This is a genomic window from Sediminibacillus halophilus (assembly GCF_900103695.1).
Lineage (GTDB): Bacteria > Bacillota > Bacilli > Bacillales > Amphibacillaceae > Sediminibacillus > Sediminibacillus halophilus.
The window spans coordinates 26,222-53,182 of record NZ_FNHF01000006.1 but is presented as its reverse complement, the minus strand read 5'-3'; the positions used below and the strand labels follow the sequence as shown (position 1 = coordinate 53,182).

Genomic DNA, 26,961 nt, shown 5'->3' with positions numbered 1-26,961 from the left:
GAGGCGTTTTGATGAAACACAGCATTGTTGTAGTGGAGGATGACGTGAACATTCGCAATATCGTCTCGGCTTATCTAAGAAAAGATGGTTACCAGGTTACGGTAGTGGAAAGCGGAGAAGAAGCGTTGACAATATGGAAAAATGATCCACCTGATATGTGGATCCTCGATATTATGTTGCCGGGAATAGACGGGTATGAGTTATGCAAAACCATCCGGCAAGAAAGCGAGGTGCCGATCATCATCATTTCGGCGAAGGATGAGGAACTGGATAAAATCCTCGGGTTGGAATTGGGCGGTGATGACTATTTAACCAAGCCATTCAGTCCAAGAGAGATGGTAGCCCGGGTCAAGCGGTTATTCAAACGAGTGGACAGAACCCGTCCGGAAAAAAAGGATGAGAAGAAGAAGCTTCAGGCGGGCAGCCTTGTACTTTATCCAAATGAAAGACTGGTCTTGTGGGAAGGCGAGGAAGTGGAAATTACCGCTAAAGAGTTTGAGATTCTAAATATCTTTATCACCAACCAAAACCGTGCCTTTTCAAGGGAAGAATTGCTTACAAAGGTATGGGGAGAAGATTACTTCGGCAGTGATCGTGCTGTCGATGACTTGATCAAACGGCTGCGGAAAAAGATAGACGGACTTCCGGTTGAGACGGTGTGGGGTTATGGTTACCGTCTGAAAATAGAAAAAGAGGAATCAAAATGAAGCTACAGTCCCAACTCAACATTGCGTTTACCACTTTACTGGTAGTCATCATGTCTGTTGCCGCGTTCACCATTTATTCTTTGATTCTGAATTTACTGATTCACAACGAACAAACCCAACTGGAGAAAAACGGAAGAATCATCACCGGTATGATCAACGAATCTCCCAGCCTCAATATGCAGCAGTTATCTGGACTGTTGGAGGATTTGAAGCTGCAGGGGATCTTTTATTACCGTAGCGGAGGCTCGGAAGACACAATCATTACCAACCTGCCCCGTGATGTTGCGGAAAATTGGGTGAATAACTACGATTTATCGCAAAACGAACAGCCGTTATGGAAAGCGGGAAATGAGCGTTATGTGGTGTCCAGAATGAGCTTTTCCCCACGCTTTCCTGCCTGGGAATTGATTTTAGTGACGCCGCTCAATGACTTACAGGCAGTTCAGCGGAACTTTATCGGTATTTTGCTCATCGTATTTGCTGTAGGAATTCTTGTGGCAGTATTATTGAGTTATTACATGACCAATCGTCTGGTGACACCATTGACAAGATTGAAGGAACAGGTCAAAAAAATTGAAAAACGGCAATTCAACGAGATTCAATCGGTAAATGCCAGTGGCGAAATCAAAGAAGTGGAAGAAAGTGTCATGGAAATGGCTCAGGAACTGGAACGCTATATCCAATCGCAACGCCAATTTTTCCAAAATGCCAGCCACGAACTGAAGACACCGTTGATGACAATCCAAGGTTATGCCGAGGGGATAAGGGACGGAGTATTTGAACGAGAGGAATCCGAGAGGGGATTCGAAGTGATGGTGGCCGAAATCGGCAGGTTGAAAAAAATCATCAACGAAATGATTTTATTGGCAAAACTAGATAGCGAAGAAAATATTTATCGGGAAGAAAACATAAAAGCAGCTGATTTAATCAAACTAACGATGGAGAGGGCTTTGCCACTGGCCAATGAAAAGAACGTAAAACTGGACACATCTGGTATCGATGATGTGACCCTGACAGCTGATAAAGAAAAGCTGTTACAGGCAATGATGAATATTGTGGCCAACGCCATCCGGCATGCTGATTCTGTTGTAACAGTCAGTGTCGAAAAAGCTGATGGGGTGATTATCAGAGTAGCGGATGATGGAGCAGGCGTACCGACAGACCTAATGCCACATCTATTCCACCGATTTGTTAAAGGAGAGGGTGGTGAAACAGGTCTGGGCTTGGCGATTTCCCGGGCGATCATTGAACGATCAGGCGGACGGATAACCGTTGGCACCTCTGAGAGCGGTGGTGCACTATTTTCCATTCATTTATAAGAAAGGAACGGGAAAATGCTTTTAGATGTTTCGCTGAACGGGAATGGTATACCATCTTCTTTATGTTTGTGTTACAATAGATTGGTTGTAGTCGGAATGTAGAATTCGATACAAAAGAGGAGAGTATATTCATTATGCAATTAAGAGAAGATCTTCGCAACATTGCAATCATTGCCCACGTTGACCATGGGAAAACGACGTTAGTGGACCAGCTGTTGAAGTATTCTGGAACCTTTCGTGAGAATGAACAGGTCGATGAACGTGCGATGGATTCAAACGATTTGGAAAAAGAGCGCGGAATAACAATTTTAGCGAAAAACACGGCTATTAATTATAAAGACACTCGTATTAATATTTTGGACACTCCAGGACACGCTGACTTCGGCGGTGAAGTAGAACGGATTATGAAAATGGTTGACGGTGTTTTGCTTGTGGTCGATGCTTACGAAGGCTGTATGCCGCAGACCCGTTTTGTGTTGAAAAAAGCGCTGGAGCAAAAACTTACTCCAGTTGTTGTGCTTAACAAGATTGACCGGCCGAATGCCCGCCCGGCAGAAGTTATCGATGAAGTACTTGATTTGTTCATCGAGCTTGGTGCAGATGACGACCAATTGGAGTTCCCAGTGGTATATGCTTCTGCGCTGAACGGTACTTCCGGCAATGAACCGGAAGAACAGGAAGAAACAATGGAGCCGGTTTTCTCTACCATTATGGACCATATTCCGGCGCCAATCGATAATTCGGATGAAGGATTGCAATTCCAGGTTACCTTGCTGGATTATAATGATTATTTAGGAAGAATCGGCGTTGGTCGGATATTCCGAGGATCCATCAAGGTTGGGCAGCAGGTGGCGCTGATGAAGAAAGACGGTTCTGTCAAGTCTTTCCGCGTATCCAAACTGTTCGGTTTTATTGGTCTGAAACGGATTGAAATCGAAGAAGCGAAAGCGGGAGACATCATTGCTTTGGCAGGAATGGAAGACATCAACGTTGGCGAGACCGTCTGTCCGCAGGATCAGCAGGAAGCCTTGCCGATTCCGAGAATTGACGAACCAACCTTGCAAATGACATTTGTGATTAATAACAGTCCTTTTGCCGGCAAGGAAGGAAAGTATATTACGTCCAGAAGAATTGAAGAACGCTTACTGACCCAATTGGAAACAGACGTCAGTTTGCGCGTAGAACAAACGGAATCACCAGATGCCTGGACTGTATCAGGACGCGGTGAATTGCACTTGTCGATTCTTATCGAGAATATGCGGCGTGAGGGTTATGAGCTTCAGCTTTCGAAACCGCAGGTCATCATCCGGGAAATTGACGGTGTGCAGTGTGAACCGGTTGAACGTGTCCAAGTGGACGTGCCGGAGGAACACCAAGGAGCTGTTATGGAATCGCTCGGTTCCCGCAAAGGGGAAATGATCGACATGGCCAATCACGGGAACGGACAAGTCCGTATGGAATTTAAGGTTCCTTCCCGCGGTTTGATCGGTTATGCAACCGAGTTTATGACACAAACAAGAGGCTACGGAATCATTAACCATACGTTCGATTCTTATGAACCTCTCTTGCCAGGACCAGTAGGCGGAAGGCGCCAGGGTGTTCTTGTGGCACTGGAAAATGGCAAAGCTTCCACGTACGGCATCATGGGACTGGAAGATCGCGGTACGATTTTCGTCGAACCAGGAACAGATGTATATGCAGGGATGATTGTCGGGGAGCATAACCGTGACAACGACCTGACAGTTAATATAACGAAAGAAAAACATTTGACTAACGTTCGTTCTGCAACGAAAGATCAAACGGCAACCATCCGTAAAACGCGGACGCTGACCCTTGAGGAAGCAATCGAGTATTTGAACGATGATGAATATTGTGAAGTTACACCGGAGTCGATCCGCCTTCGCAAAAAGATCCTCAACAAAAATGAACGGGAAAAAGCAGCGAAAAAGAAAAAAACGGTATAAACTGAAATTCGAAAAACAGCGGCCAGAGGCCGCTGTTTTTTTTATTACCGTACAGATTGTGTATTCCACTCTTTAAGCCAATTCCCTCGTGACAAAGACACGCACTTCGGGCTTGCTCAGCACTTAAGCTGTTTTTCCTATTATTTTTTTACGGAAGGGTTATCGGTAAGAATAGTCGAAACAGAATGACAGTAGGTAATTAAGGAATAATGGAGGGGAAATATGAAGAAAACAGCTTTGGCAGGTGTATTATTCCTGCTAATTGTTTCAGGATGTTCCGATTCCAGCAAGCCAGAAAGTAACCAATCCGATGACATTCAACCGGAAGGCACGTTATCCGGTAAAAATGATGTCGAGACAGTCGCCTCCGGACTGGAAGAACCATGGGAAATAGTAAAATGGGAAAACACCCTTTATATAAGTGAGCGGACGGGTACTATCGTGGAAATTTCTTTAGATGATGAGGAGTTAGCAAGAAAATCAGTCCAATTGGATGAAACTTTGGCAGAGGTGCCAGAGGCCGGATTGCTCGGACTCGCGTTCCCGGATTCATTTTCAGAGAATAAGGAAGCCTTCATTTACTATTCTTATACCAGTGGTCAAAATGTCTACCAGCGGGTAGCCAGGGTGAAAGAAATAGCAGACAGGTGGAAGGAAACCGGGGTCTTGCTCGATAACATCCCTGGAGGACAGGTACATCATGGAGGAAGGATAGAGATAGGACCGGATGATAAATTGTATGTGACTGTAGGGGATGCCACGAAACAAAGTGCCGCTCAGAACCCGGATAGCTTATCGGGAAGTATTTTGCGCTTGAACCAGGATGGCAGCATTCCAACAGACAACCCAGATTCACAGTCGGCCATCTATAGCTGGGGCCATCGCAATCCTCAAGGTTTGGCATGGGATGATCAGGGTAATTTATATGCAACGGAACACGGTGACCAGGCCCACGATGAAATTAATTTAATCCAACCGGGCAACAATTATGGCTGGCCGCAAATAGAAGGTGACCAACAACAGCGGGAAATGGAAACACCGCTGATTCATTCCGGGGAAGATACATGGGCGCCATCGGGAATGGATTACAAAGATGGAGTTTTTTTGTTTGCCAGTCTGCGGGGCGAGGCGCTTCGCAGGTTTGACCCGGAATCAAACAGCCAGGAAGCGGTCGTCGAAGGATATGGCCGCATCCGGGACGTATTAGCAACCAATGATGGTGTGTACTTTATCACCAATAATACCGATGGACGCGGGACACCGGTGGAGCAAGATGACCGGCTGCTGTTCATGGCAGATGATTGATCAAAAAAAGCTGAACAGAGAAGAAAGGGAAGGCATATATGTTGAGATTTGTACGCAGATTGAAGTTCTTGGTTAACTTTAGAAAGTCATTGCCCTTTTTAAAGGATTTTTTCCTATCTAAACAAGTAAGTTTGGCAACCAAAACAATATCAATTGTGCTTATTATCGGGTATATTTTGTTTCCGTTTGACATCATCCCCGACTTTCTTCTGGTTTTCGGGATATTCGACGATGTAGCGGTTGCAGGTTTCATTCTTCAGCAAATGGTTAAGATGGCCCCGGAAACGTTGAAAGAAAAACATGGCCTTAACAAAATATAAACAAAAAAATCCTGCCTGCCGGCCTGCCGGGCAGGGTTTTTTTCTCGATCGTTTTGGAGAAGAAGATGAAGATAAGAACCTTAGTGGATATCTCTCATAGTCGTTGGAAAATAAAAAACGGAAATTGATTGACACTTTAGGTAGAGAGTCATACACTGATGAAGGGATAGTTTTTCCTTAGGTAAACAAATATGCGCAAGTCAAAAACGCTTGCTGGTTTGGAATAGATTTGTAAAAGGAGATGTCTTTGTGGCGGAATGGTTTTCTGAGTTGAGTCCTGTGTTACAAGCACTAGTCATTACGATATTTACCTGGGCAAGTACGGCTTTAGGTGCTTCGTTTGTTTTTTTTACCAAGAAGGCAAATCAAAAGCTGTTTGACAGCATGCTCGCTTTCGCAGGCGGTGTCATGATTGCAGCAAGTTTTTGGTCCTTGCTGGCTCCGGCCATTTCAATGGCAGAAGAGCAGGGATTTCCACCAGTGGTTCCGGCTGTGACGGGTTTTTTACTTGGAGGATTATTTCTGATGCTGGTAGATCGCGTGATGCCGCATATCGACGAACGTTTATATTTCAAGGATATTAAGGATAAAAAGGCAAAGCGGCGAACCGCAATGCTCGTCTTCTCCATTACGTTGCACAATATCCCTGAGGGTTTGGCAATCGGGGTGGCATTCGGTGCCTTGTCGTCAGAATTCACCACCGCGTCTTTATCGGGAGCGATTGCGTTGGCAATTGGTATCGGAATTCAAAATATTCCGGAGGGCACAGCTGTTTCCCTACCGCTTCGAAGAGATGGGATGTCGAAATGGAAAAGTTTTTACTACGGGCAATTTTCCGGAATGGTGGAACCGATGGCGGCTGTTGTAGGAGCTTTGGCCGTCGTGATTATCCAGCCGCTTCTGCCTTATGCGTTAAGCTTTGCCGCTGGGGCGATGATATTTGTAGTCGCAAAAGAAGTCATACCTGGATCGCAGGAGAAAGGGCATGTGCAGCTGGCTACGATGAGTTTGATGGTCGGTTTCGCAGTTATGATGATATTAGACGTAGCGCTTGGATAAGTAGAAAAGCAGAAATGCCTGTATGTAGGAGTACAGGCTAAATCCGCCACATCCTGCGGCAACACCAGCATGGGCCGCCGACAAGCTTGAGCCGCGGCGTAGCTCCCTTTGCCGCATAGAGATTGGGCTAAGGGCCTCGAGGGGATAGGAGCTGGACAGCACCTCAAGAACTTATATTTTCTGATATCCTAAAAAAAAGGAGACGAACCTGTTGGTAAATAGGTCTGTCTCCTTTTCGCCATGTATTCACTTTGCTGTTGCTTATACTTCGCGACGCATTGCTTTTAATACATCGATTTGAGTCGCGCGTCTGGCTGGACGTAAACCGGATAAAACCGTGACCAACAAGCAGATACCTGCAGCAATTAGGACAAGCGACCATGGAATCATGGAAAAGCGCAGTTCTGGTGGCAGTTCCTCCTTAAATACACTTTCGAGAATCAAAGGAAGCGCAATGTTCACTGCCATACTAACAATAAAAGCGATAGCTGTCCCGATAATAGCTCCGGCCAATCCGATCATGCCACTTTCCAATAAGAATATCCGTTTAATCGTTTTCGGTTTTGCTCCGATTGCTTTCATGATTCCGATGTCGGGAGCCCGTTCGGTTACAGCCATTGTCATGGTGTTGTAGATACCGATGGACGCAATCAGCACAGCGATAGTGCCGACGATGATGAGTCCCGTTTTGATGATGGTAAATATCATGTTGATTTGTTGGATTTCACTAACGACGGAATAGGAAGCATAGTTCTTGTTTTTCAATTCATCGGAAATTTCTTGTACCACTTCCATATTTTCAGCATAAATGGTCACTTGATCATAGGAATCCTCTTGTTGCTGACCGGAGGACATATCTTCTTGACCAGGTGTGGTAATCATTCCCCGATTCGTCCCGGTAAATTGTTCTACCTCTTTCAATACCGATTCAGATATATATACATTCTGATCTTGAAACCATTCTCTGTTAGGGGCTTCGGTAATTCCTGAAATCGTCAAAGGAATCGTATGTGACTTTTCCTCATTGTCCTCTATTTGAACCACTTTCATCTCGATTTCTTTGCCAATAAGGTCCCCATCGTACTGGTATTTTTCTTTTACCTGATCTTGATCATTATAAAGCTCTTCATCACTTATATTGCTTTTTGCCAGTCTGGAAGCGAAATCATGGCCGACGACGATTTCGTTGTCTTTTTCAGGAAGTTTTCCCTTTGACAACTCAAGTCCGGCTTTCATTTCCGATGGGAAATCAGTGGTCATCGCCATCGTCTGGACTTGGTAGTCATTAATCGAGAAAACGGGTGACTGTTGTAGTTGTTTCTTTCTTGTTACAGCTCTGACACCACTGATCGATTCAAAATAATCAATATCTTCGTCTTTCAAAGCTTGATAAGAACCATCAGTTTCTTTACCATGTACCTGGATTTCTGTCACAGCACGATTTTGCATGGTGTCCTGTATCAAGGAATCATGAAGGCCAAAGCCCACAGAAGCAAGGACGATAAGAAATGCACACCCAATTGCCGTAGCCAGCATTGTCATGAACACCCGGACTTTGTTTTTCTTCATGTTTTGCCGGACAAATTGAAATTGATCCTTAAATTTCATGGATAACGCCTCCTTCCACCAATGCCCCGTCGGCAATTTCGATTGTTCGATTACCAATCCGGGCAACTTGATCATCATGGGTGATAATCAGAAAGGTGATTCCCATCTCTTCGTTTAGCTGTTGAATTAATTCCAACAGATTTTCTTCTGTTTCACTGTCCAGGCTCCCGGTTGGTTCATCGGCCAAGATAAGCGGCGGGTTCAACACAAGCGCCCTGGCTATGCTCACGCGTTGCTGCTGTCCTCCGGATAGTTCGCTGGGATAATGTTCACCGTGGTTTTCTAATCCTACTTTTCGTAAAGTTTCCTGGACGACTGCTTTTCGCTTTTCCTGAGTCGCTCCGGACAGAATCAATGGAAGCTCTACATTTTGATAAGCAGTCATACTAGGAATAAGCTGAAAGTTTTGAAAGATGAACCCTAGATGCTGCAACCGGAAAGCGGCAAAATCAGTCTCATTCAAATCGGTTACTTTGGTGCCATCAATCCAAATTTCCCCTTTCACAGGGTGAATGAAGCCACTGATTAAATGAAGAAGGGTTGATTTTCCGGAACCGCTCCGACCTTTGATGGCTACAATTTCTTTTTCCTTCACTTGAAAAGAAATATCTTGTAATACGGAAAGGGTTGTTTTGTTCCCTTTTTTGCCTAGTTCAAAGTGATGATATAAGTTTTTTACAGTTATCACGTTTTTCCCCCCTGAATGCTATTCACTATGTAGACGGGCAAAAAAGGGAAAGGTCTACAAATAATTTAAGAAAAAAGTAGGGTTTTTTTATTGGCAGGGAACATATGTTCGTTTTTGTGTTATACTAAGCGATAGGATAGGCTGTTCTAGGAGGGTGGGTCGGCTAGCTCCCATGTCAGGGAAGATCGGGGGTGATGCCAGTGGAAACGTTTGAGGTGTTCATGGTCATGTTTTCGTTTGGAACCTTTCTCATTGCGTTGTTCACATTGGTAATTAAATTGACCAATAAAAAATAGACCTCCCTGCCGGTAAAAGGGAGAGGTCTATTCGCCAGGCCGATCCCCTGAAGGAACGGCTATCCAGGGCCGCAGTTGCAGCTGCGGCCAATTTCATGCATGTTATCTCTTATTATGATACCACATTTTGTTTTCCTTTTGATAAAAAAACAAGAAAAATGGTCAAAAATATTTCTCGGTTTTCGCAGCAGGAAAAGAAGCGATGTTTACTACGATAGAAGGCATGGACGCTTTGAACAAGTCCATCTGTCGCCTGAAATTGTATCCTTTTTCCGAGAGGGTGTTCCGCTCCTCCAGAAATCCAGCAGTTTGTGGCAGCCTTCTACAAAGAAAGGGCTGTCCAAGTGCCGCATGCGACCTTTGGGACAGCCCTCTATACAAAACGATGGATTATTTCAACAAGTCAGGATTTTCACTTTTAGCTTCTTTTACTCTTTCCCGTCGATAGCCACCGGCTATGTCAGCCTGCTTGAATTCTTTTGCATAACGCACTTCCTGTGCATCCGATAATTGTACCCCTTCTCCTCTAATAGGCTGATATTGCGTTTTTTTCGCCATTTTGTTTCATCCTTTCATTGGATTTGGGATTTCCTTATTCCTGTACCCCGGATGCTTGGGAGGTAAAACATAAAAGGAAAAAAGAACTTGCATAATTTTGCTGATTCTCTATAATGGAGATAATATTCAAATTGTCGATCAGGAAGAGAGTACTCCTTTGGAAGCTTTAGCGAATTGGGGATGGTGGAAGCCCGATGCGGAAGAAGTGTGGAACCGGACTTTCTGGACAGCGGTTTTGAACGGACAGTAGGAACCGCCGGTTAGTGGCCGATATCTCATCAAAGCAGGTTCAATTTGAACAATTAGGGTGGCACCGCGGGAACAGACTCTCGTCTCTTTTTTACAGGAGGCGGGAGTTTTTTATTTTAGCGGGAGACTGATTGGGAAAGGAGAAAAAATGAAGACTAAGGAACAATTTGCAGCGGATTTGGAAAAACAATTCGGGGAGTACCTTGATCGGAACAGTATCTTTCACTTGATAGAAGTACCGAAACAACCAGAGCATGGTGATTTGGCGTTTCCTTGTTATCCACTGGCCGGAAAGATGCGCAGAAATCCGGCATTGATTGCCCAAAAAGCAGCAAATGAATTAGAAACAAATGACTATGAAAAAGTGGAAGCGGTAGGGGCCTACTTGAATGTATTTCTTAATAAGCAACAAACAGCCAATGCCATTTTGCAAAAGATCATTCAAGAGGAGCAAAATTATGGAAACAGCCAAGGTGGCCAGGGAGAGGTGGTTGCGATCGATATGTCGTCACCGAATATCGCCAAACCGTTTTCACTTGGCCATCTGCGCTCTACTGTCATCGGCAACTCGTTGGCCCTTATCGCGGAAAAATGCGGCTATAAGACAGTGCGAATTAATCATCTGGGGGATTGGGGAACACAGTTTGGCAAGCTGATTGCCGCCTATAAGAAATGGGGGAGCGAAGAAAAGGTAAAGAAAAACACCATAAAGGAGCTGTTGGCTCTTTACATCCGTTTTCACGAAGAGGCAGAACAATCTCCAGAACTGGAGGAAGAGGGACGCTTTTGGTTTAAACAACTGGAAGAAGGCGATGAAGATGCAGAAGCATTGTGGAAATGGTTCCGGGAAGAGTCGTTGCGAGAATTCGACAAGATTTACAAGCTGCTCGGCATATCCTTCGACTCTGATGAGGGGGAGGCGTTTTACAATGACAAAATGCAGCATATTATCGATGTATTGACAGAGAAGCAGCTGCTGACGGAATCAGAAGGAGCGATGGTGGTGGAGTTAAGTGAAGATAACCTGCCTCCATGCCTGATTAAAAAATCGGATGGGGCAACCCTTTATGCCACAAGAGATTTAGCAGCGGCTGTTTATCGCAGGGAAACCTATCAATTTTCCAAGTCTGTCTATGTGGTCGGAAACGAGCAAAGTTTGCATTTTCAGCAACTCAAAGCTGTCTTGCGTAAAATGGATTATTCTTGGTGGGAGGATATCCGCCATGTTTCGTTTGGAATGATCCTCAAAGAAGGAAAGAAGATGTCGACACGAAAAGGCAAAGTTGTCCTTTTAGAGGATATCTTACAGGAAGCGATTGAATTGGCGAAAAACAATATAGAGGAAAAAAACCCCGGGCTTGCTGATAAACAATCGGTTGCTGAGACGGTCGGAGTCGGAGCAGTTATTTTTCATGATTTAAAAAACCATCGTCATAATGACATTGAGTTCTCTTTGGAAGATATGCTTCGAGTGGAAGGAGAAACTGGTCCTTACGTGCAGTACACCTTTGCGCGAGCTTGCTCTCTATTGCGTAAAGGAGAGTATCAACCGGCTGCAGACGAGGTGATCGGGTGTGATCTGGAGGCATGGCCAGTTGTGAAACTATTGGACGTTTTTCCAACGGTGGTCCACCGTGCGGCAGAACAGGATGATCCATCACAAATAGCAAAATACGTCATCGACCTTGCCCAGGCTTTCAACAAATACTACGCTGGCACACGTATCCTGGAGGAAGGGAAGTGGAAAGGGCAACGTTTGGGACTTACCTTTGCGGTGTCCGTTGTCTTAGAAGAAGGCTTGCGTTTGCTTGGGATAACGGCTCCGGAAGAAATGTAGAACAAAAAGGCTGTCCTGTGGAATTGCGGACAGCCTTTTTCTGCTAAACTTTCGTCCATAATTCCAATAGAGGTCCGTCTTCCCCAAACACGGGATCCAGTTCGGGGACAGGAACTTCTGCAATATTCTCAAGTGCTTGTTCCCTTTCCTCTGGTTTGCCGGTCAGTAAATCATGCCGAGCCCCATCAGGGTATGCACCTACCACGCTGAAATCGGAGCTTGATTCGACTTTTTTGTGTCCGACCCCTGCAGGGATTACGACTACATCGCCGGCTGCAACAGGAATTTCCTTCCCCTGTTCCCCGCCAAACGCAATCAATGCCTTGCCGCTGATGATGCCAAGTACTTCGTGGGTATTGCTGTGGAAATGATGGTAATCGAACACTCCGCCAGTCCAACTGTTAAGCCAGTTATTCCCGTTAAAGATCATTTCACAATCGACTACCCGGTCCAATAACACTTCCGGATACACCACTAACGGAAGGATCGAGTTATTCGGGATCTTTCCGTCATCCGAAAACAAAAAAGTAGAAATCCTATCCCTAGTCATCGTATCACTCCTTCAGCAAACTTGTTCCACTATCCGTGTAAGGCCAAACCGGTTGGAAAACTGTTTGCAGGAGAAAGAGGGTCGCGATGGTTATTTCATAATCAATGGGGATCCTGTAGTCTCGGCGAGGTCGGATCACATTCGGGAGGGGCCGACTGGGTGGATTCTGCCAGTTTCATCAGGTAGTAACATTCTTCCCGGTACATATGATCTGCCATTAAACCGGAGAATGTTCCGAGTACCGTTTCCGACAACTCCATTTCCTCCAGTTCGTGCAAAAACGTCTTGAACAGGTTGATTTCGATTTGTACGTCGCTGTTAAACCGATTCAAGGCAGGGAATGATTCCAGGTTGGTTCGAAGATAGCCAGTAAGCTCGACGGCTTTTATATAGAACTGATCGAAATGCTTGCTGAAATCCTTGCTCTTTTTCTTGAGCCGCTTTTCTACTCCATCAAGTTCGTCGTTAATGGCGCCGGCATGGCCAGATGCATCCAGGATCCAGACTAAATGGTGATGCAATTCATGGAAAATCGGTGGTGATTCACCCTGTTTTAAATAACGGATGACGAGCTGGTATTCCTCCAACTCGTTGACCATATGATTGATAAACGTAGGAGTCAAATGGATGCCAATTTTTCCGGTTAAATGACGTTCAATGATTGACAGCTTGAATGCTTTCATCTCATCCACAGTGGACTCTGCCCGTTTGGTAAAGGCAATCACATTTGAATGAGTAATCGTATCCGTTTCCTCTAGCAGCGTGTCAAATCGGTTGACGAATTGTTTGGCCAACTCGACATCCTTTTTCTCCGATGGATACAGAGAATCACGGATAAAGCGGGCGTGATCTCCCAAAACTTGTAGCCAGAACCGATGTTCAAACATGGCACTATCAATAAAATCACCCATAACAATCATCCCCCTATAAAGAAGTATCAATTAAGTGTATTTACACAATAGGAGGATTATCACTGTTTTTCCAAGCAAGAAAATCGAGGGACAGTCCCCCATCGAAGTAACACTGCGTCGCGCTAAATCGGTGGGGGACTGTCCCTCGATGCACTATCGTAATTGACGGGTGAGAATGGCGAAGTGGTCCAGGACTTGTTTTTCTTCTGGATGCAAAAGTTTATTGGCGTTTTTACGTCTTTTTTTCGATGTTTCGGCTTCCAGCATATGCAGGCTGATCAGCTTTGCTGTTGAGTGAATAAACTCATGAGAATATTCCAGGTTTTTCAATAGCTGAACGGCCAAATAGGCGCTGACGTTTTCGTGCCCGTCAAAGCGGGCGTATTTCTGTTTCGCTCCCTTGAAATTGAGGAACGATTTGCAGAATCCTTTGCCAATGTCATGCAACATACTAAGCCAGAGCAATTTTTCCTTGTCCGGTCCGTGATATTGTTCCACTACTTCTTGATGGATGAAGTAACTATGCCTGCTGACCGATAAATGATGCAATTTGGAATCGTGAGAGAGTTCATAAATTTCCGGAAAGCCGGGCAAGTGATTGAGAACTTGAAAAAAATCCTGATAGGAAAAAGCTTCACCCATAATACGCTTGATGTCTTGTTTAAGAACAGGATCAAACGATAAATCGGGAGCATAGTATGCCACCCGGCAGAAACCTTCTTCGGAAAAAGGCAGTTCGAATTGTTTATACATCCGCTCCAAAATCTGTTCGTCCACCTTGCGCTCCCGCTGTTGGTTTCTGGCCAGACAAGCAGAAAAAGGAGTGCAGAGGACGTGGGCGACTACTGGGAAGCCGCGTACGTCGTTACGGGTAAAATGGATCCGTTTCCTTCTGGATAGATTGGTGGCATCGAAGACGACATCCATTCCACCGGCCAGATAATTGCGAATCCTCCTGCGGATATCTTCAAATAGTCTGCTGTTGTCCCCTTGGACACTGGCATCTCCGTACCAATTCTCTCGTATCTCATCACTGGATATGTAAACAGCTTGTTCCGACGCGGCCAGTTTTTTTGCAAAAAAACTTTTTCCGCTGCCTGGGATGCCTGCCATCAAATGAACAGTCGGCATAGCAAAACCACCTCCTATCCTCTCTTTCTGTTTCCCTCGAATAAACCATTATATTCTTATGGAGTGAAGGAGAAGTGTTAACTAGGAGATACGGGCGGAAAATTCATATAAATGTGGACACTTTTTTGGTATGATATTCTCTGTACCAAGTCGTTAATTTAAAGGAGACCATTATTGTATGGAATGGAAAAATATTTATCGAGGCTTGCTGATGGGGGCCAGTGATGTAGTACCCGGCGTCAGCGGCGGAACGATAGCAGTAATCCTGGGGATCTATGATCGACTGATCGCTTCGGTGAACGGTTTTTTCAGCAAGGAATGGAAACAGCATCTCGGCTTCCTGGTCCCTTTGGGTGTGGGAATCGTCGGAGCAGTCTTTGCGCTGGCCAACCTGATTGAATGGCTGTTCGACCATTATCCGGGCCCGACACAGTTTTTCTTTCTCGGGCTGATTATCGGTGTCTTGCCTTTTCTATTTCATAAAGCAGAGGCGAAGCAAAATTTTAAAGTGAATCATGTCATCCTACTGCTGCTTGGCACCATTCTGGTAGCTTCCATTGCTTTTTTCCCTGCCGACGAACCGGACAAGATCGTTAACCTTGACATCGGTACATACGTGTACTTGTTTTTTGCCGGTTTTATTGCCAGCAGTGCAATGATTCTGCCGGGGATCAGCGGGTCTTTGATTTTGCTGATTATCGGAGCCTATACGACCATCATCAACGCTATATCTAATTTTAAGCTGGATATTATTTTTGTGGTAGGTGCCGGTATCCTTATCGGAATCATCGTGATGAGTAAAATTATTCATTACTTTCTGGCAAGGTATCCATCAGCAACCTATGCACTGGTAATAGGGCTTGTCATTGGTTCTGTGGTGGTTATTTTTCCCGGGTGGCCGCAGGAACTGCCGATAGTAATCCTCAGTATCGTCACATTTGCTGCCGGTCTGGCTGCAGCGGTATTGCTTGGCAAGGTGGAATATGAGTAGACGAGCATTTTTAATCAGCTCGTAGTCTGATAGAAGTTTACTCGATGGGTGGTTTCTATCAAGCGTAAAACTTGAATATCAGCGGTACCGGTGGTAGTTTTATTGCAAAGAAAGGGGTGTAGAACAATGGAAGAAATTAAAACGCACGAACAGTTCCAAGAGGTAATCAATTCTGCGGAACCTGTCATCGTTAAATTTTATGCGGATTGGTGCCCGGACTGTAAGCGGATGGATATGTTTATTGGCGATATTCTTGATGAGTATAATCAATATAAATGGTATCAAGTAAATAGTGATGAAGTGAAGGGATTGGCGGAAGAGCATGAGGTAATGGGAATTCCAAGCCTGTTGATCTTTCAGAATGGGGAAAAGCTTGCCCATCAACACAGCGCTTATACGAAAACGCCTGAAGAAGTACAGGAGTTTCTCGGTCAGCAACTGGGTTAATCCAAGAGAAACCTTACCGTCTTACGGTAGGGTTTTTTTACTAGACAGCAGGAGGGAAATGAATGATCAGAAAAGCAGAAAAGAAGGATTTAGAGCGGATTATGGAAATCGTTAAGGCTTCCGTTGAGGTAATGAATCGACAGGGAAATTATCAATGGGATCACACCTATCCTTTACCAAGCCATTATCAAGGTGACATCGTGGCCGGTGATTTGTACGTAGCTGAACAGGATGGACGAATTGTCGGGGCAGCTTGTCTCAGCGAAAAGGAACATGACGAGTACCCATCCGTCGACTGGCGAAGCCCGGCAAAGGCGCTCACCGTGAAACGGGTGGCAGTCGATCCTCAGTACCGTGGGTTGGGGATTGCCACTGGCTTATACCAGCACGCCGAAAAGGTCGCGAAACAAAAGGGCCTTGATTACATAAAGACTGACACGTTTTCTAAAAATGCTTCCGCCCGGCATCTATTCGAAGCAAATGGATATCACTATCTCCAAGAGAAGTACGTGGAAGAAAAAAACGATTCCTTACGTTATTATGATAAAATACTGTGAAAAAGCGAGAAGTGGACTCACCCTATCGAGAAGGAGAGTCCATTTCCCGTTGTCAGTTCCAGTTTGGCGTTAGTCAGTCCCCAAGATCCGTCATCTGTTTTATCCAAACCGTAAATCCACTCCATTTTCTGCCGGGCATGCTCCACGTCTTTGACTCCGAATTGGACTGTCTGAATGGACAGAGGGTTGACGGTTTCTGCATTTGGAGCTGTATTCCCTGTACCGTCCCATTCGATTAAGAATGGAAGCTTAAACTCCGTTTCACCTATCGGAAACAGCATTCGCCATTCCAATTTCGTCCCGTCCTTTCTGACTCTACTGCCTGGATACGGGCCGGTGAAAGGAATAGACTGCCGACGAAAATGCTCGATATAGGAATCCATGTTTTCTGTTCGCAAAGCAAACTGCATCGCGTTACCAGCAGAAGGGACCGATAGATGTTCAAGCAAATCATGGATCAGCGGATTTTCTGCCTCTCTTGCTTTGTTGTAATCGAAGGGGGAGAGCCATTCGACATAACACGCATTTTTCAGGTAGCCGAGATAATTATAGGTTCCCCATTGCTCGTGCGTTCCCCCTTGCACGACGATAAGCGAAGATTCCTCGCTTTTTTGTTTTGCATTGGCACAGCCGACAATTAGATGGTCTAATGCAAGCATTTGAGATTACCTCCTGTTCTCCTTTTAGCGTGAAACAATTCCGGTCAAAAAAGATGCCGGCTTGAATGTGCCTTTGTTTCCATAGAAAATTTGCCGCCAGGGAACGAGATTTTCTTTAATTGGTGTTACAAATTGCGTTCCGGCCTGTTGGTATCCTTTTTCGCTATCCACGATCCAATCTCCTGCCGAAGCTCCTGAGGCTATGCCCTGGTAAACATCCATGTTGAGGCCAAGTTCAATCGGACGCAGTTCCAATCTTCCGTTCTCGTTCAACACCCAAAGGGAAGGGATTAATTTGTCCTTTGCCAGCTGACGGGTGAACACAGCAGCTGAGTCAAGCTCTTGTTCGGTTATAATTTCTAAATCGGCATGGTAGCCCGCTAACAGGGGTTCTTCCGGTTCGGAAACGGTAGCTGCTTCTTCGGTTGTTTGCCCAATTGTTTCATCCGTTGGCTCTTCTGTTATGCCACTGCCACCCTCATTGTTTTGGTGGGACTCTTCGTTGAACTGTATTTGAAAACGGTAGTCGCTTTTTCCTTTTTCCTTTTTTTGTTCGGGAACATCAGCAAGGGCCTGGATGGTTCCATTCAACTGGATAGCAGCATCCGGAATGGAAATCTTTACTTCCATGCCTTGTTCGATCATTTTTCGCTTTCCTTCCGGCAATGTTCCTTCAATTATCAGCTCTTCACTCGAAACGACAGTCAATGGATTTGCCAAAGACTGATTTAACTCCGTCACAATGCCTGCCACAGGGCTCTCGACCGTCACCGTGTCCCCTCCGGCGGCCAGTTCTGCAAGCTGTGCTTGAGTGTTGTTCAGCGCCGCTTGTTTTTCGGCCAGCTCGATTTGCTTTTCTGCTAAGTATTGTTCTTTTAGATACTTGGCTTCCTCTATGGAAGAGGAGTCAGATTCTGTGCTTGTCTCCGGTTCCGCTACCGAATCCGTATTATTGGCGGCGTCTGCTCCATACGGGGAAAGCGAGCTTGGTAAAGAGGAAGGGATGGTTTCTGATTCGGAAAATTGATAGGCATTGATTTGGACAATCGCATTTTCGATTGCAGCGATCTCCTCATCAAGTTGTTCCGTTTGCTGCTGTAATCGTGCTTCCGTTTCCTGATAGTCTTTTACCTTGTACTCGAATAATCCGTCTCCTGTTTGTACATGTTCCCCTTTATCGACGAGAAATTGCAGGAATTGTCCTTGGTCATCATCGAAGTAAACCGGGGTCTCTTCTGCAGGTGTCAGAATCCCTTCAGTAGAGGAAGTATTATACAAATCATGCGTGAAAACCTGTGTCCACTGTTTCACATAGGATTTTTTCTCGATTGTCTGATCGGCGTCGAAAATGACCAGTAAAATATTGAGGCCGATAAACAAAAGAACGGCAGGAACCACGATCCTTTTTGTCATCTTTTTCCGCCACATCCTAGTTCCCCCTTTCCGTAATCAAATCGACCAAGTACATCCCATCCATGGAGAATATCGCCGCGCAAACCCAATAAGCCAAGTGAAGCAGCAGTACACCTGTCCACACCCAGCGAAGTCGGACAGATCCAAGACTAGCTATGCATCGGACTTGAAAAAAGATGATCCATAGCTGGAAAAGGGACGCAGCACCGAAAAAATAGATGAAAAACGGAGCATCGGTTATGTAAGAAGCAAGAATTCCGAACGAAAGCGGTGAGACCTGCCATTCCAATCCAGCGTAAACAAATAACGGAATCCAAATCACTCTTTCGAAAAGCATAGCTAGCAAAACCACGAGTTGGACAATCAGCAGTTTGGTGTAACTGATTTGATATGCTGCATGAAAGATCAGCGACGGGATGAACAAAATAAAGAGAGCAAACAGCAAGCCGTACAGCAGCCGACCAAAGAAAAACCACACTTTTTCCAGTTCATAATCTGTTGGCGGACTGGTAAGTGCCTGGGAAGACAACGGATCAGATCCGATTCCCAGCCATGCGCTCCATCCAAAAATGACGATAGACAAACCGGTCAACAAGAATATTAATTTTATTGCGTTGGTGATTTTTTCTGCCTCTCTTATGCGAAAGAGATGGTCCTCGGTATGTAAAAGCAGCCTGATCAAATTGCTACGATAAATCATGAAGTCATCCCCTATGTCTCTATTGTTTCGACTATTATTCTTTTATTTTATCTTACCTTTCCAAAAAATTCTAACAGAATCACAAAATACGTCGAAAGTCCTGATAAACAGTCGATGGTCGCATACGTTTGTTTTGATTTATGCATAATAAGGAATCTATTACTATATAAAAGACTGTCATTGAAAAGGTTGTTGTTTTAGACAAAACGAACGAACAACGAACTTTGATCCTAAGGAAGAGTGGAAGTCCTCGCTTCGGAAATACACATTTTTTCAAAGAAGAACCCAGTTAAGATGATTTTACACCAACTGTGTGGAGTAAAAAGCAATAATCAATATGGAAGGGTATTTTTAAGGGCAATTCTAGTCGCTATTTATAAAGTGCTCGAGAAAAGAGTAAAGAAAGCGAGTGTCAAACGTGAACCGTTTTGAATCAGGGTTATTTTTATACAATGGAAACAAAAAAGAAGAAGCCGGACAGAATCTGCAGCAGGTTCTGCCGGTTCTGGCAAAAGCAATCAGCAGCCTGCATGTCATTCAAACGACAAGCTTGGAAGAGCTTCATGAAACGTGTAAAGAGTATGCATCTGAAGTAGATGTCATCATTATTTTAGGAGGAGATGGGACGATCCATGAATGCATCAATGCCATCGCCGGTTTAGAAAAGCGGCCTGCAGTGGCGGTTTTACCTGGCGGTACCTGCAATGATTTCAGCAGAATGCTCGGGATGCCGCAAAACATGCGACAAGCTGCAGAAGCAATTGTGAATGGACAAACCAGAGCTGTTGATATCGGTCAATCTGATTCCCGCTATTTTCTCAATTTTTGGGGAATCGGGCTTGTCACCGAAACCTCCATAAACATTGACAAGGAACAAAAACGTCGTTTAGGCGTATTGAGTTACTTTTTAAGCGCATTGCGGACCATTAATCAGGCAGATTCTTTTGGTTATCGGATCAAGGCGGATGGAGAGGAGATAGAAGGCGAGGCAGTGTTGATTGTCGTTTTAAACGGGAAGTATATCGGAACACAGGAAATTCCAGTCTGGACAATCACTCCGCAGGACGGAAAACTCGATGTCCTTATTGTCAAAAACTCGAGTCTTGCCATGTTTCGGGAGCTGATGATGATGAACCAGGAGGATGTGGACACAGAAGCGTTGACAGAGCTTTCCCATCTGCAAGTAAGCCAGGCGGAAATCGAAGTAAAGGGACAGGAAGAACGACAAATCGATATGGATGGTGAAATTGTCGACAACGTCCCGGCATCTATTCGAGTGTTGCCCGCACACGTTAATATGATATTTAATCTTTGAAGGATTATGTTTAACATCCTCTTTTATGAGAAATAGACCATTAGAACATACTTTGAAGGAGGATACATCATGAGGAAAAAATTATTAATGGTTGCAATATTGGGAATGCTTGTACTCTTGCTTGCCGCTTGTGGAAGCAGTAGTGACGATGAGTCGGGTGAAACAAAGCAGGAGAGCGATGAAAATACAACAGAAGAAACAACCACAGGTGATGGAGGAATGGCGGAAGAAGGCTCCTCCGATAATACGCTTAACGTATCTGCAACAAACTTTAAGTTCGACCAGGAAGAATACACTGTACAAAGTGGTGAAGAGGTAACCATCAACCTGACCAGTGAGGAAGGAACCCACGGACTGGCCATCGATAAATTCGATGTGAATATTGAAGGGGACGGCACTGCCAGCTTCACTCCGGAGGAACCGGGAGAGTACGAAATTTATTGCAGTGTTCCATGCGGTGAAGGACATTCCAGTATGAAATCTACCTTAGTGGTTAAATAATAAACCAAAACGCGGCTGGGAAAAAATAACCCGGCCTAAGCAAAAAAACGTACGATGATTCGAATCTTAACGCATTCGAACTCGTACGTTTTTTCTTTTTTTACTATCTAAAAATTTGATGCATTGCTGATACTTCCAGCAACGGCCCTTTCGAGGTTATATCTTATCCTCTATGTGGTGGACCGCTACGACGAGAGAATCATTCCAGACTGTACTTTTCTGCGAAGAGGGCGAAAGATTAAAGAAGGGGAACCCCATCCTTTTTCATATTGTGGTAGTATAAACTTGAATTGGAAGGAAACGGGGAATAATTGGCTGAACACCTGAAAAGGTGCATGTGAAGAAGAATTTGAGATGGAAAAGTAAGATATGGGGAGGCGTAGATGACGAAAAAGTTGGCAAAAGCTGCGAATGATAAAGTCCTATATGGTGTCTGCGGAGGAATAGCGGAATTCTTTGGCATCTCCTCTTTCATTGTCAGGCTCCTTTTCTTTTTCACAGCTTCCACGTCGGTCTGGGTTTATCTATTGCTAGCTTGGTCCTTGAGCGAGAATCGTCTGTAAAATATCCAGGTAAAAAGCGAGGTGAAAGAAATGGATTCATATGGAAAACTGGATGAAAGGAATGGAAGATATACGCTGACGTTTAAGCGCCATTTTGCAAACAAACCTAAAAACGTTTTCGATGCTGTGACAGAACCAGCTAATTTTGTTCAATGGTACCCTTTTGCAACTGGGAGGATGGATCTTCGCCTGGGTGGGAAAATTCATTTTGACGATGGAGAAGGGGCGGAATATGAGGCGTTAATAACAGAACTGGATTACCCTCGTTCTTTTGCTTTTCGTGAAATGGAAGATGTGATCGAACTATCATTTCAAGAAGAGACAGCACGCAGTGGGAGTAAGATGGTCTTTGTTCATACTTTTGACGAGGCGGAAATGGCGATGTATATCGCAGCAGGGTGGCATCGGTGTTTAGATGTACTTAGTCAATTAGTCCATGGGGAGACAGTGGAATGGAAAGACAATTCAGAGGAGCTAAGGGAAATCTATAAAGAAAAATTCAATTGAGTGGGCTTTGGAAGGCCGATGGATGGATAAGTCGTCACTTTCCATCCATTTCCTTGCAAATCCGGCTGAGATCAGTCCGCCTTTTTACAGACAGCAATCCCGAGCGGATAGTCCTTCGTCTCTTCCGCCGGAACGATCAGCACCCCCTTTTGATAAAAAAAGGTTGTTTTCTGATATTGGTTAAACAATGCCTGAAATTCCTCCGGCTTTAGCTGGTGGACGTGAAAGGGAGATCCGCATGGTACCCCGCGTCCTTTGCCGAAGGGTGTGGAGACCAACAGCGTGCCACCCGGCTTCAGTAATCGATAGTAGTTATTCAACAATTTTTCTTCTTCAGCAATGTGTTCCAATGTTTCGAAGCTGACAATCGTATCAAAATGCCCTAGTTTATTTACAAGCGTTTCATCTGTAGCATCTGCCAGTTGAAAGGAAGACTGCGGGTGATAGTAGGCGCCTTTGGCATATTCGATAATTTCCGGATCAATATCGATCCCGACTACTTCTTCAATCAGATTTTTCTTTTCTTTGGCGATCATATGGGTTCCATATCCGGCTCCGCAGGAAAGATCAAGCACTCTTCCGCTTATATAAGGCAGAGCAAATTGATACCTTGCGATATGCTCCAGCAACAGCTTGTTTGTAGGCTTCATATATTCAGGTATTACTCGTTCTCCTATATCTAAGACCAATGTGTCCACCGCTTTCTTTTCATTCTTCTTTTATTATGACATAAATGGAAGGCCTTGTTTAATACGGAGGACCAAGTTGACATGAAATTCGAGCTTCTACTATACTATTTTTAATTTGAGATAAAAGGATGAGCGGAATGGATGTAAATCAATCATATACAGAAAAAAAGCAAGACCCGTCTTTAAAACTATTCGTTGTACTGTCGAAAGCATACCGTTCCATTGCCGACCAGGTCGAGGTCGATATACGAAAGAAAGGATTAAATCCGACAGAATTTGGTGTATTGGAACTTCTCTATCATCAGGGGGACCACACCCTTCAAAAAATCGGAGATAAAATCCTGTTGGCCAGCGGCAGCATTACGTATGTTGTCGACAAACTGGAAAAGAAGGGCTACCTGGAAAGGAAGCCATCCATAGAAGACAGGCGGATAACTTATGCTGCCATCACGGACAGAGGAAGAGAGCTTTTGCACCATATCTTCCCTGATCATTGGGCGCAAATTGAAAAGATTACTGGCGGATTATCCAAGCAGGAAAAGCAGGAAGCCATCGAGCTCTTGAAAAAATTAGGGCTGTATGCCGAACAATTAAAGCTGGATAAGAGTTAGAAAATTTAGTACAATAGAAAGAGCAAGGAAAATTTGCCGGAAAAGGAGGGGAAAAGATGCCATACACAGAAACGCACGCGTCGTATAAAAGCAACCTGTATATGTACCGTGCGATTATTCATGATTTAGCTGCTAACGGGATACGTATGTCCTTTTTTAGCAACTGAATAATGAATCTGTGTAGGATCTTACACCCAACTAAACAAGCTTGCCGCAGCGAGATCCACACATTACGTGTGGATTTTTTTATCCTGTAAAAAGAGTATAGCGGAGGATTTCCACCCTCTGCAATAGGATAAGAGAAACAGGGCTTAGCTGCTTTTCAGAAAGGTCCGTCGGTTTTTACAATCGGCGGGGCCTTAGACTGGAATGTACATCTGGTGGCTGTTAACAGCTGGAGACTGTTTTCGATGCGGAGCGGAGCAGGATATAGAATTTTCGGAACGTATTGGCCGGGGGTGAAAGATACCCCCGGTCTTTTTTATGATCACTTAATAGAGGAGCATGAATATGTTAGTCACATTAAAGGATATAAAGAAAATAATCGGAGGCAGTATCCTCTTTGAAAAACTAAACGTGGAAATAAAGCCAGGAGAAAAAGTAGGATTGGTGGGAAGAAACGGTTCTGGTAAAACAACGATATTCAAACTGATTGTCAAACAAGAATCGTTTGAAGAAGGAGACTTGTTCATTAAAAAAGGAACAAAAATCGGCTATCTGAAACAAGTACCGCAGTATTTGTCCGGGACGGTGAAGAGCTTTCTCTTGTCCGGGCTGGAGGAGCTTCTTGCAATCAAGCAAAAGATGGAGAACCTAGAAACAAAAATGCAGGAGGGCGGGAATCTAGAACAGGTACTGACGGAATACGGAAAAGTCCAGGAAGCATTTACCGCAGCCGGCGGTTATGAGATGGATGCCCAACTGGAAAAGGTCGCCAATGGTTTAGGTATCGGCCACTTGATCAATCTGCCCTTCTCCTCGCTGAGTGGCGGAGAAAAAACCAAAGCAGGGCTGGCAAGAATACTGTTGCAAAACCCCGATTTGCTTTTGTTGGATGAGCCAACCAATCATTTGGATTTGGCTGCAATCGAGTGGCTGGAGCAGTACATTGCCAATTATCAGGGAGCGGTATGTGTAGTTTCGCATGATCGGAATTTTTTAGATCATAGTATAGAGAAAATCATTGAGCTGGAAAATGGAGAAGCCGATTATTACAAAGGGAATTATTCGCAATACGTCCGACAAAAGGAGGCGAAATTGCTTAGTGAGTTTGCCGCCTTCCAGGAACAACAGCGAAAAATCAAAAAGATGAAGGAAACGATTAAGCGCCTGAAGCAGTGGGCCAACCAGGCAAATCCGCCAAATGAAGGATTGCATAAACGGGCAAGGAACATGGAAAGAGCTTTGGAGCGAATGGAAATAATCGAACGGCCCGAAATCGACCCGGATAAAATGAAATTGACGTTGCAAGCTGACCATCGATCCGGAAAAGACGTCATCAAAGCGGAAGCGATATTCAAACAGTTTTCAGGGAGAACTATTTTGAGGGATCTGGATTTGCATTTACGGTACCAGGATCGCTTGGCAATCGTCGGCGACAATGGAAGCGGGAAGTCTACTTTAATGAAAATTCTTCTTGGGGAGTTAACTCCTGACAGAGGTAGGATCGCAGCTGGAACACAGCTGCAAATCGGCTATCTTTCCCAGCAGCCAATCGAAGAAGCAGAGGAGGAAAAACGCCTGATTGACAAGTTCCGGGAAGAAGTTTCGGTTTCCGAGGGTCAAGCCCGCGGCTTGCTGGCTAACTTCATGTTCTATGGATTTTCTGTCTTCAAGAGGCTGGGACAGCTGAGCGGCGGGGAAAGAATGCGGCTGAAGCTTGCTGTTTTTATGCACAGAGGGGTTAATGTTTTGTTTTTAGATGAACCAACCAATCATTTGGATATGGAATCGCAGGAAGTGCTGGAGGAAGCTCTGGCTAAGTTCAAGGGGACAGTGCTTTGTATATCTCACGACCGCTACTTTTTGAATAAATGTTTCCCGGAAACGGCCTATTTAGTTGATGGCAAACTGGACCGGATGCCGGGGACTTATCAAGAGACAAACTATAAATGGAAGCAATGGAAAGAATCAACAGCCAGGAAGGAAACCACACCATCTAATCAAAATACGCCTATCAGCAGGAAGACGGTTGATTATGAAGGATTGATTTTGGAGCTGGAGGAAAAGCTTGCGGCGCTAACCCAGCGTGCGGACCTATCGGATGGTCAATTTAAAAAGGAGAAACAACAGATCGAAGAAAAAATAGAAGCCTGCTATGCAGCATGGTTGGAATGAATTATATATTTAAATGAGAATGGGCATAAAGTTCTTAGCTAAAATGATGTTTGACTGCTTTTTTTACAGGGGAAGATATTGGCAGCACTCATGAATGTTGGCTTAGCGGGGCATGGAATAGTTAGGCGTATCGCAGAATTTTTTCCTCTTTTAGCATGATAAGTGGTTGAAGCCATGCATGGCCCTGTCATTGATTCGTAATATTTGTCACGAAAATTAAATATTTAGGTTTTAGCACAGTATCGGCGGGTATATGGGTATAGATAAGTTTTAGTAGGTAACGGTAAAAGGCCAAGTGACTAGAAATAATAGCCCAGGAGGTACATCCATGACAGAGCAGAATGTCGTCGTTTATGTCAGTGACAATTGTTCACAATGCCACGAACTGACAGCACAGCTTGACCGCTGGGGAATCGAATATACAGAGAAAAATATTTCCAGGCACAAAGCTTATACTCAGGAGATGCAGAGTCATGACATTTACGGAACACCAGCCGTATTTATAAATGACTATAAGATTTTAGGGTTTCAGAAGCAGAGACTGCGGGATGCTTTGATGGTGAAAGGTGGCCGAAGTGTATTCCAAGAAAAACAGCCCTTTTTTAAAAAACAGTAGGAACGTGATGTTCCTGCTGTTTTTGTGCGGCTTAACCCTTTAAAGTGGACAGGGGGTAACCCGATTTTAACGGAGGGTTCGCTCTTTTGCTTAACCTTTTTCATGATAGAAGCATAGGGTATTGTAAAAGGCAAGAAGGGGTGTTCATATGAATCAGTGGAGAGCGCCATATCCAGACTATGGTTACCAGCCATACGGAGCCTATCAGCAGCCTGGTCAACCAAGCCAGCTGCATCCGTTTATGAAGCCAACCCAAAATGCCGGGATTCCTCCAGCCGGTCCGCCTTACAATCAATTTATGAAACCACCGCACCCTTCTCCATGGCCTCAGCAAAATCCTTCTTCACCCGGAGGACCGTTCGGCCAAGCGCCTGGAGGCGGGTTCATCCACTATTTCCAAGACAAAAATGGTCAGATGGACATCGACAAAATGCTGAATACGGTTGGGCAGATGGCAACTACATTCCAGCAGGTTGCACCGTTGTTTAAAGGTTTCGGTTCTTTTATAAAAGGAATAAAGTGAAGTCCCTTTGCCATTGTTCCGGCAAGGGGT

At 44.7% G+C, this 26,961-nt stretch carries 30 protein-coding genes; 20 read left to right on the top strand and 10 right to left on the bottom strand.

Features of this window, described 5'->3' with window-relative positions; genetic code table 11:
* The first annotated feature begins 11 nt into the window (after positions 1 to 11).
* The 6 genes from BLR82_RS16925 to BLR82_RS16900 all read left to right on the top strand — a co-directional run bounded on the left by BLR82_RS16925 (position 12) and on the right by BLR82_RS16900 (position 6,674).
* Positions 12 to 707, top strand: a complete 696-nt coding sequence (locus tag BLR82_RS16925; RefSeq protein WP_074600635.1) for a response regulator transcription factor — start codon at positions 12 to 14, stop codon at positions 705 to 707.
* Positions 704 to 2,026 (top strand): sensor histidine kinase, encoded by a 1,323-nt coding sequence (locus tag BLR82_RS16920; protein WP_074600634.1) that lies wholly within the window; start codon positions 704 to 706, stop codon positions 2,024 to 2,026. Before BLR82_RS16925 ends, BLR82_RS16920 begins: the two co-directional genes overlap by 4 nt.
* 134 nt (positions 2,027 to 2,160) lie before the next feature.
* Entirely contained in the window at positions 2,161 to 3,990 is a 1,830-nt protein-coding gene (gene typA, locus BLR82_RS16915; protein WP_074600633.1) for a translational GTPase TypA, read from the top strand.
* Positions 3,991 to 4,212: 222 nt separating this feature from the next.
* The gene (locus BLR82_RS16910; RefSeq protein ID WP_074600632.1) at positions 4,213 to 5,295 is read left to right on the top strand and encodes a PQQ-dependent sugar dehydrogenase; all 1,083 of its coding nucleotides are present in this window, start codon (positions 4,213 to 4,215) and stop codon (positions 5,293 to 5,295) included.
* Positions 5,296 to 5,333: 38 nt separating this feature from the next.
* Positions 5,334 to 5,615: a YkvA family protein gene (locus tag BLR82_RS16905; RefSeq protein WP_074600631.1), complete on the top strand. Its 282-nt coding sequence runs from the start codon at positions 5,334 to 5,336 to the stop codon at positions 5,613 to 5,615.
* 249 nt (positions 5,616 to 5,864) lie between these two features.
* Positions 5,865 to 6,674: a ZIP family metal transporter gene (locus tag BLR82_RS16900; protein ID WP_074600630.1), complete on the top strand. Its 810-nt coding sequence runs from the start codon at positions 5,865 to 5,867 to the stop codon at positions 6,672 to 6,674.
* A 261-nt stretch (positions 6,675 to 6,935) separates the two neighbouring features.
* On the opposite strand, the gene BLR82_RS16895 is transcribed toward BLR82_RS16900, so the two are convergent.
* Both BLR82_RS16895 and BLR82_RS16890 read right to left on the bottom strand, forming a co-directional pair.
* A complete protein-coding gene (locus BLR82_RS16895) occupies positions 6,936 to 8,282 on the bottom strand; it encodes an ABC transporter permease (protein WP_074600629.1) in 1,347 nt (448 codons plus the stop codon).
* Positions 8,272 to 8,970: an ABC transporter ATP-binding protein gene (locus tag BLR82_RS16890; RefSeq protein ID WP_074600628.1), complete on the bottom strand. Its 699-nt coding sequence runs from the start codon at positions 8,968 to 8,970 to the stop codon at positions 8,272 to 8,274. Before BLR82_RS16890 ends, BLR82_RS16895 begins: the two co-directional genes overlap by 11 nt.
* A 200-nt stretch (positions 8,971 to 9,170) precedes the next feature.
* Here BLR82_RS16890 and BLR82_RS20860 point away from each other — a divergent pair, with 200 nt between their 5' ends.
* Entirely contained in the window at positions 9,171 to 9,266 is a 96-nt protein-coding gene (locus BLR82_RS20860; protein WP_110943307.1) for a putative holin-like toxin, read from the top strand.
* Between the two features lie 390 nt (positions 9,267 to 9,656).
* Here the strand turns inward: BLR82_RS20860 and BLR82_RS20855 are convergent, their stop codons facing one another.
* Complete coding sequence (locus tag BLR82_RS20855) at positions 9,657 to 9,824, bottom strand: YfhE family protein (RefSeq protein ID WP_074600626.1); 168 nt, start codon at positions 9,822 to 9,824, stop codon at positions 9,657 to 9,659.
* A 397-nt stretch (positions 9,825 to 10,221) separates the two neighbouring features.
* Here BLR82_RS20855 and argS point away from each other — a divergent pair, with 397 nt between their 5' ends.
* Positions 10,222 to 11,910: an arginine--tRNA ligase gene (argS, locus tag BLR82_RS16875; RefSeq protein ID WP_074600625.1), complete on the top strand. Its 1,689-nt coding sequence runs from the start codon at positions 10,222 to 10,224 to the stop codon at positions 11,908 to 11,910.
* Between the two features lie 43 nt (positions 11,911 to 11,953).
* Here the strand turns inward: argS and BLR82_RS16870 are convergent, their stop codons facing one another.
* The 3 genes from BLR82_RS16870 to BLR82_RS16860 form a co-directional block, all read right to left on the bottom strand.
* Entirely contained in the window at positions 11,954 to 12,460 is a 507-nt protein-coding gene (locus tag BLR82_RS16870) for a cupin domain-containing protein (protein ID WP_074600624.1), read from the bottom strand.
* A 101-nt stretch (positions 12,461 to 12,561) separates the two neighbouring features.
* Positions 12,562 to 13,371 (bottom strand): DUF2935 domain-containing protein, encoded by an 810-nt coding sequence (locus BLR82_RS16865; RefSeq protein WP_074600623.1) that lies wholly within the window; start codon positions 13,369 to 13,371, stop codon positions 12,562 to 12,564.
* 153 nt (positions 13,372 to 13,524) lie between these two features.
* Positions 13,525 to 14,502, bottom strand: a complete 978-nt coding sequence (locus BLR82_RS16860) for an AAA family ATPase (protein ID WP_074600622.1) — start codon at positions 14,500 to 14,502, stop codon at positions 13,525 to 13,527.
* A gap of 178 nt (positions 14,503 to 14,680) precedes the next feature.
* Between BLR82_RS16860 and BLR82_RS16855 the strand changes: the two genes are divergently transcribed.
* The 3 genes from BLR82_RS16855 to BLR82_RS16845 all read left to right on the top strand — a co-directional run bounded on the left by BLR82_RS16855 (position 14,681) and on the right by BLR82_RS16845 (position 16,497).
* Positions 14,681 to 15,493, top strand: coding sequence for a DUF368 domain-containing protein (locus tag BLR82_RS16855; RefSeq protein ID WP_074600621.1), 813 nt, complete (start codon positions 14,681 to 14,683; stop codon positions 15,491 to 15,493).
* Between the two features lie 126 nt (positions 15,494 to 15,619).
* Positions 15,620 to 15,940 (top strand): thioredoxin family protein, encoded by a 321-nt coding sequence (locus BLR82_RS16850; protein ID WP_074600620.1) that lies wholly within the window; start codon positions 15,620 to 15,622, stop codon positions 15,938 to 15,940.
* A gap of 62 nt (positions 15,941 to 16,002) precedes the next feature.
* Positions 16,003 to 16,497, top strand: coding sequence for a GNAT family N-acetyltransferase (locus BLR82_RS16845; protein WP_074600619.1), 495 nt, complete (start codon positions 16,003 to 16,005; stop codon positions 16,495 to 16,497).
* A gap of 17 nt (positions 16,498 to 16,514) precedes the next feature.
* Here BLR82_RS16845 and BLR82_RS16840 read toward each other — a convergent pair whose 3' ends face one another.
* Genes BLR82_RS16840 through BLR82_RS16830 form a run of 3 tightly spaced genes read right to left on the bottom strand, consistent with a single transcriptional unit; the run spans position 16,515 to position 19,269 of the window.
* Positions 16,515 to 17,156: a VOC family protein gene (locus tag BLR82_RS16840; RefSeq protein ID WP_074600618.1), complete on the bottom strand. Its 642-nt coding sequence runs from the start codon at positions 17,154 to 17,156 to the stop codon at positions 16,515 to 16,517.
* Positions 17,157 to 17,180: 24 nt separating this feature from the next.
* A complete protein-coding gene (locus tag BLR82_RS16835) occupies positions 17,181 to 18,584 on the bottom strand; it encodes an efflux RND transporter periplasmic adaptor subunit (RefSeq protein ID WP_074600617.1) in 1,404 nt (467 codons plus the stop codon).
* Position 18,585: 1 nt separating this feature from the next.
* Entirely contained in the window at positions 18,586 to 19,269 is a 684-nt protein-coding gene (locus BLR82_RS16830; RefSeq protein WP_074600616.1) for a hypothetical protein, read from the bottom strand.
* A gap of 409 nt (positions 19,270 to 19,678) precedes the next feature.
* On the opposite strand from BLR82_RS16830, the gene BLR82_RS16820 reads away from it, so the two are divergent.
* The 4 genes from BLR82_RS16820 to BLR82_RS16805 all read left to right on the top strand — a co-directional run bounded on the left by BLR82_RS16820 (position 19,679) and on the right by BLR82_RS16805 (position 22,155).
* The gene (locus BLR82_RS16820; protein ID WP_245693860.1) at positions 19,679 to 20,584 is read left to right on the top strand and encodes a YegS/Rv2252/BmrU family lipid kinase; all 906 of its coding nucleotides are present in this window, start codon (positions 19,679 to 19,681) and stop codon (positions 20,582 to 20,584) included.
* 69 nt (positions 20,585 to 20,653) lie between these two features.
* Entirely contained in the window at positions 20,654 to 21,085 is a 432-nt protein-coding gene (locus BLR82_RS16815) for a cupredoxin domain-containing protein (RefSeq protein ID WP_074600613.1), read from the top strand.
* A 383-nt stretch (positions 21,086 to 21,468) separates the two neighbouring features.
* A complete protein-coding gene (locus tag BLR82_RS16810; RefSeq protein ID WP_074600612.1) occupies positions 21,469 to 21,648 on the top strand; it encodes a PspC domain-containing protein in 180 nt (59 codons plus the stop codon).
* Positions 21,649 to 21,678: 30 nt separating this feature from the next.
* Complete coding sequence (locus BLR82_RS16805) at positions 21,679 to 22,155, top strand: SRPBCC domain-containing protein (RefSeq protein WP_074600611.1); 477 nt, start codon at positions 21,679 to 21,681, stop codon at positions 22,153 to 22,155.
* A 71-nt stretch (positions 22,156 to 22,226) separates the two neighbouring features.
* Here the strand turns inward: BLR82_RS16805 and BLR82_RS16800 are convergent, their stop codons facing one another.
* On the bottom strand, positions 22,227 to 22,844 hold the full coding sequence (locus BLR82_RS16800; RefSeq protein ID WP_074600610.1) for a class I SAM-dependent methyltransferase: 618 nt from the start codon (positions 22,842 to 22,844) through the stop codon (positions 22,227 to 22,229).
* 137 nt (positions 22,845 to 22,981) lie between these two features.
* On the opposite strand from BLR82_RS16800, the gene BLR82_RS16795 reads away from it, so the two are divergent.
* From BLR82_RS16795 to BLR82_RS16780, 5 genes are all read left to right on the top strand, one after another.
* A complete protein-coding gene (locus BLR82_RS16795; RefSeq protein WP_074600609.1) occupies positions 22,982 to 23,455 on the top strand; it encodes a MarR family winged helix-turn-helix transcriptional regulator in 474 nt (157 codons plus the stop codon).
* 56 nt (positions 23,456 to 23,511) lie between these two features.
* Positions 23,512 to 23,622, top strand: coding sequence for an RAxF-45 family protein (locus BLR82_RS21515; RefSeq protein WP_281242228.1), 111 nt, complete (start codon positions 23,512 to 23,514; stop codon positions 23,620 to 23,622).
* A gap of 343 nt (positions 23,623 to 23,965) precedes the next feature.
* The gene (gene abc-f, locus BLR82_RS16790) at positions 23,966 to 25,792 is read left to right on the top strand and encodes a ribosomal protection-like ABC-F family protein (protein WP_074600608.1); all 1,827 of its coding nucleotides are present in this window, start codon (positions 23,966 to 23,968) and stop codon (positions 25,790 to 25,792) included.
* Positions 25,793 to 26,120: 328 nt separating this feature from the next.
* Complete coding sequence (locus tag BLR82_RS16785; protein ID WP_074600607.1) at positions 26,121 to 26,408, top strand: glutaredoxin family protein; 288 nt, start codon at positions 26,121 to 26,123, stop codon at positions 26,406 to 26,408.
* Positions 26,409 to 26,556: 148 nt separating this feature from the next.
* Positions 26,557 to 26,931: a YppG family protein gene (locus BLR82_RS16780; RefSeq protein ID WP_074600606.1), complete on the top strand. Its 375-nt coding sequence runs from the start codon at positions 26,557 to 26,559 to the stop codon at positions 26,929 to 26,931.
* Positions 26,932 to 26,961: the final 30 nt, after the last annotated feature.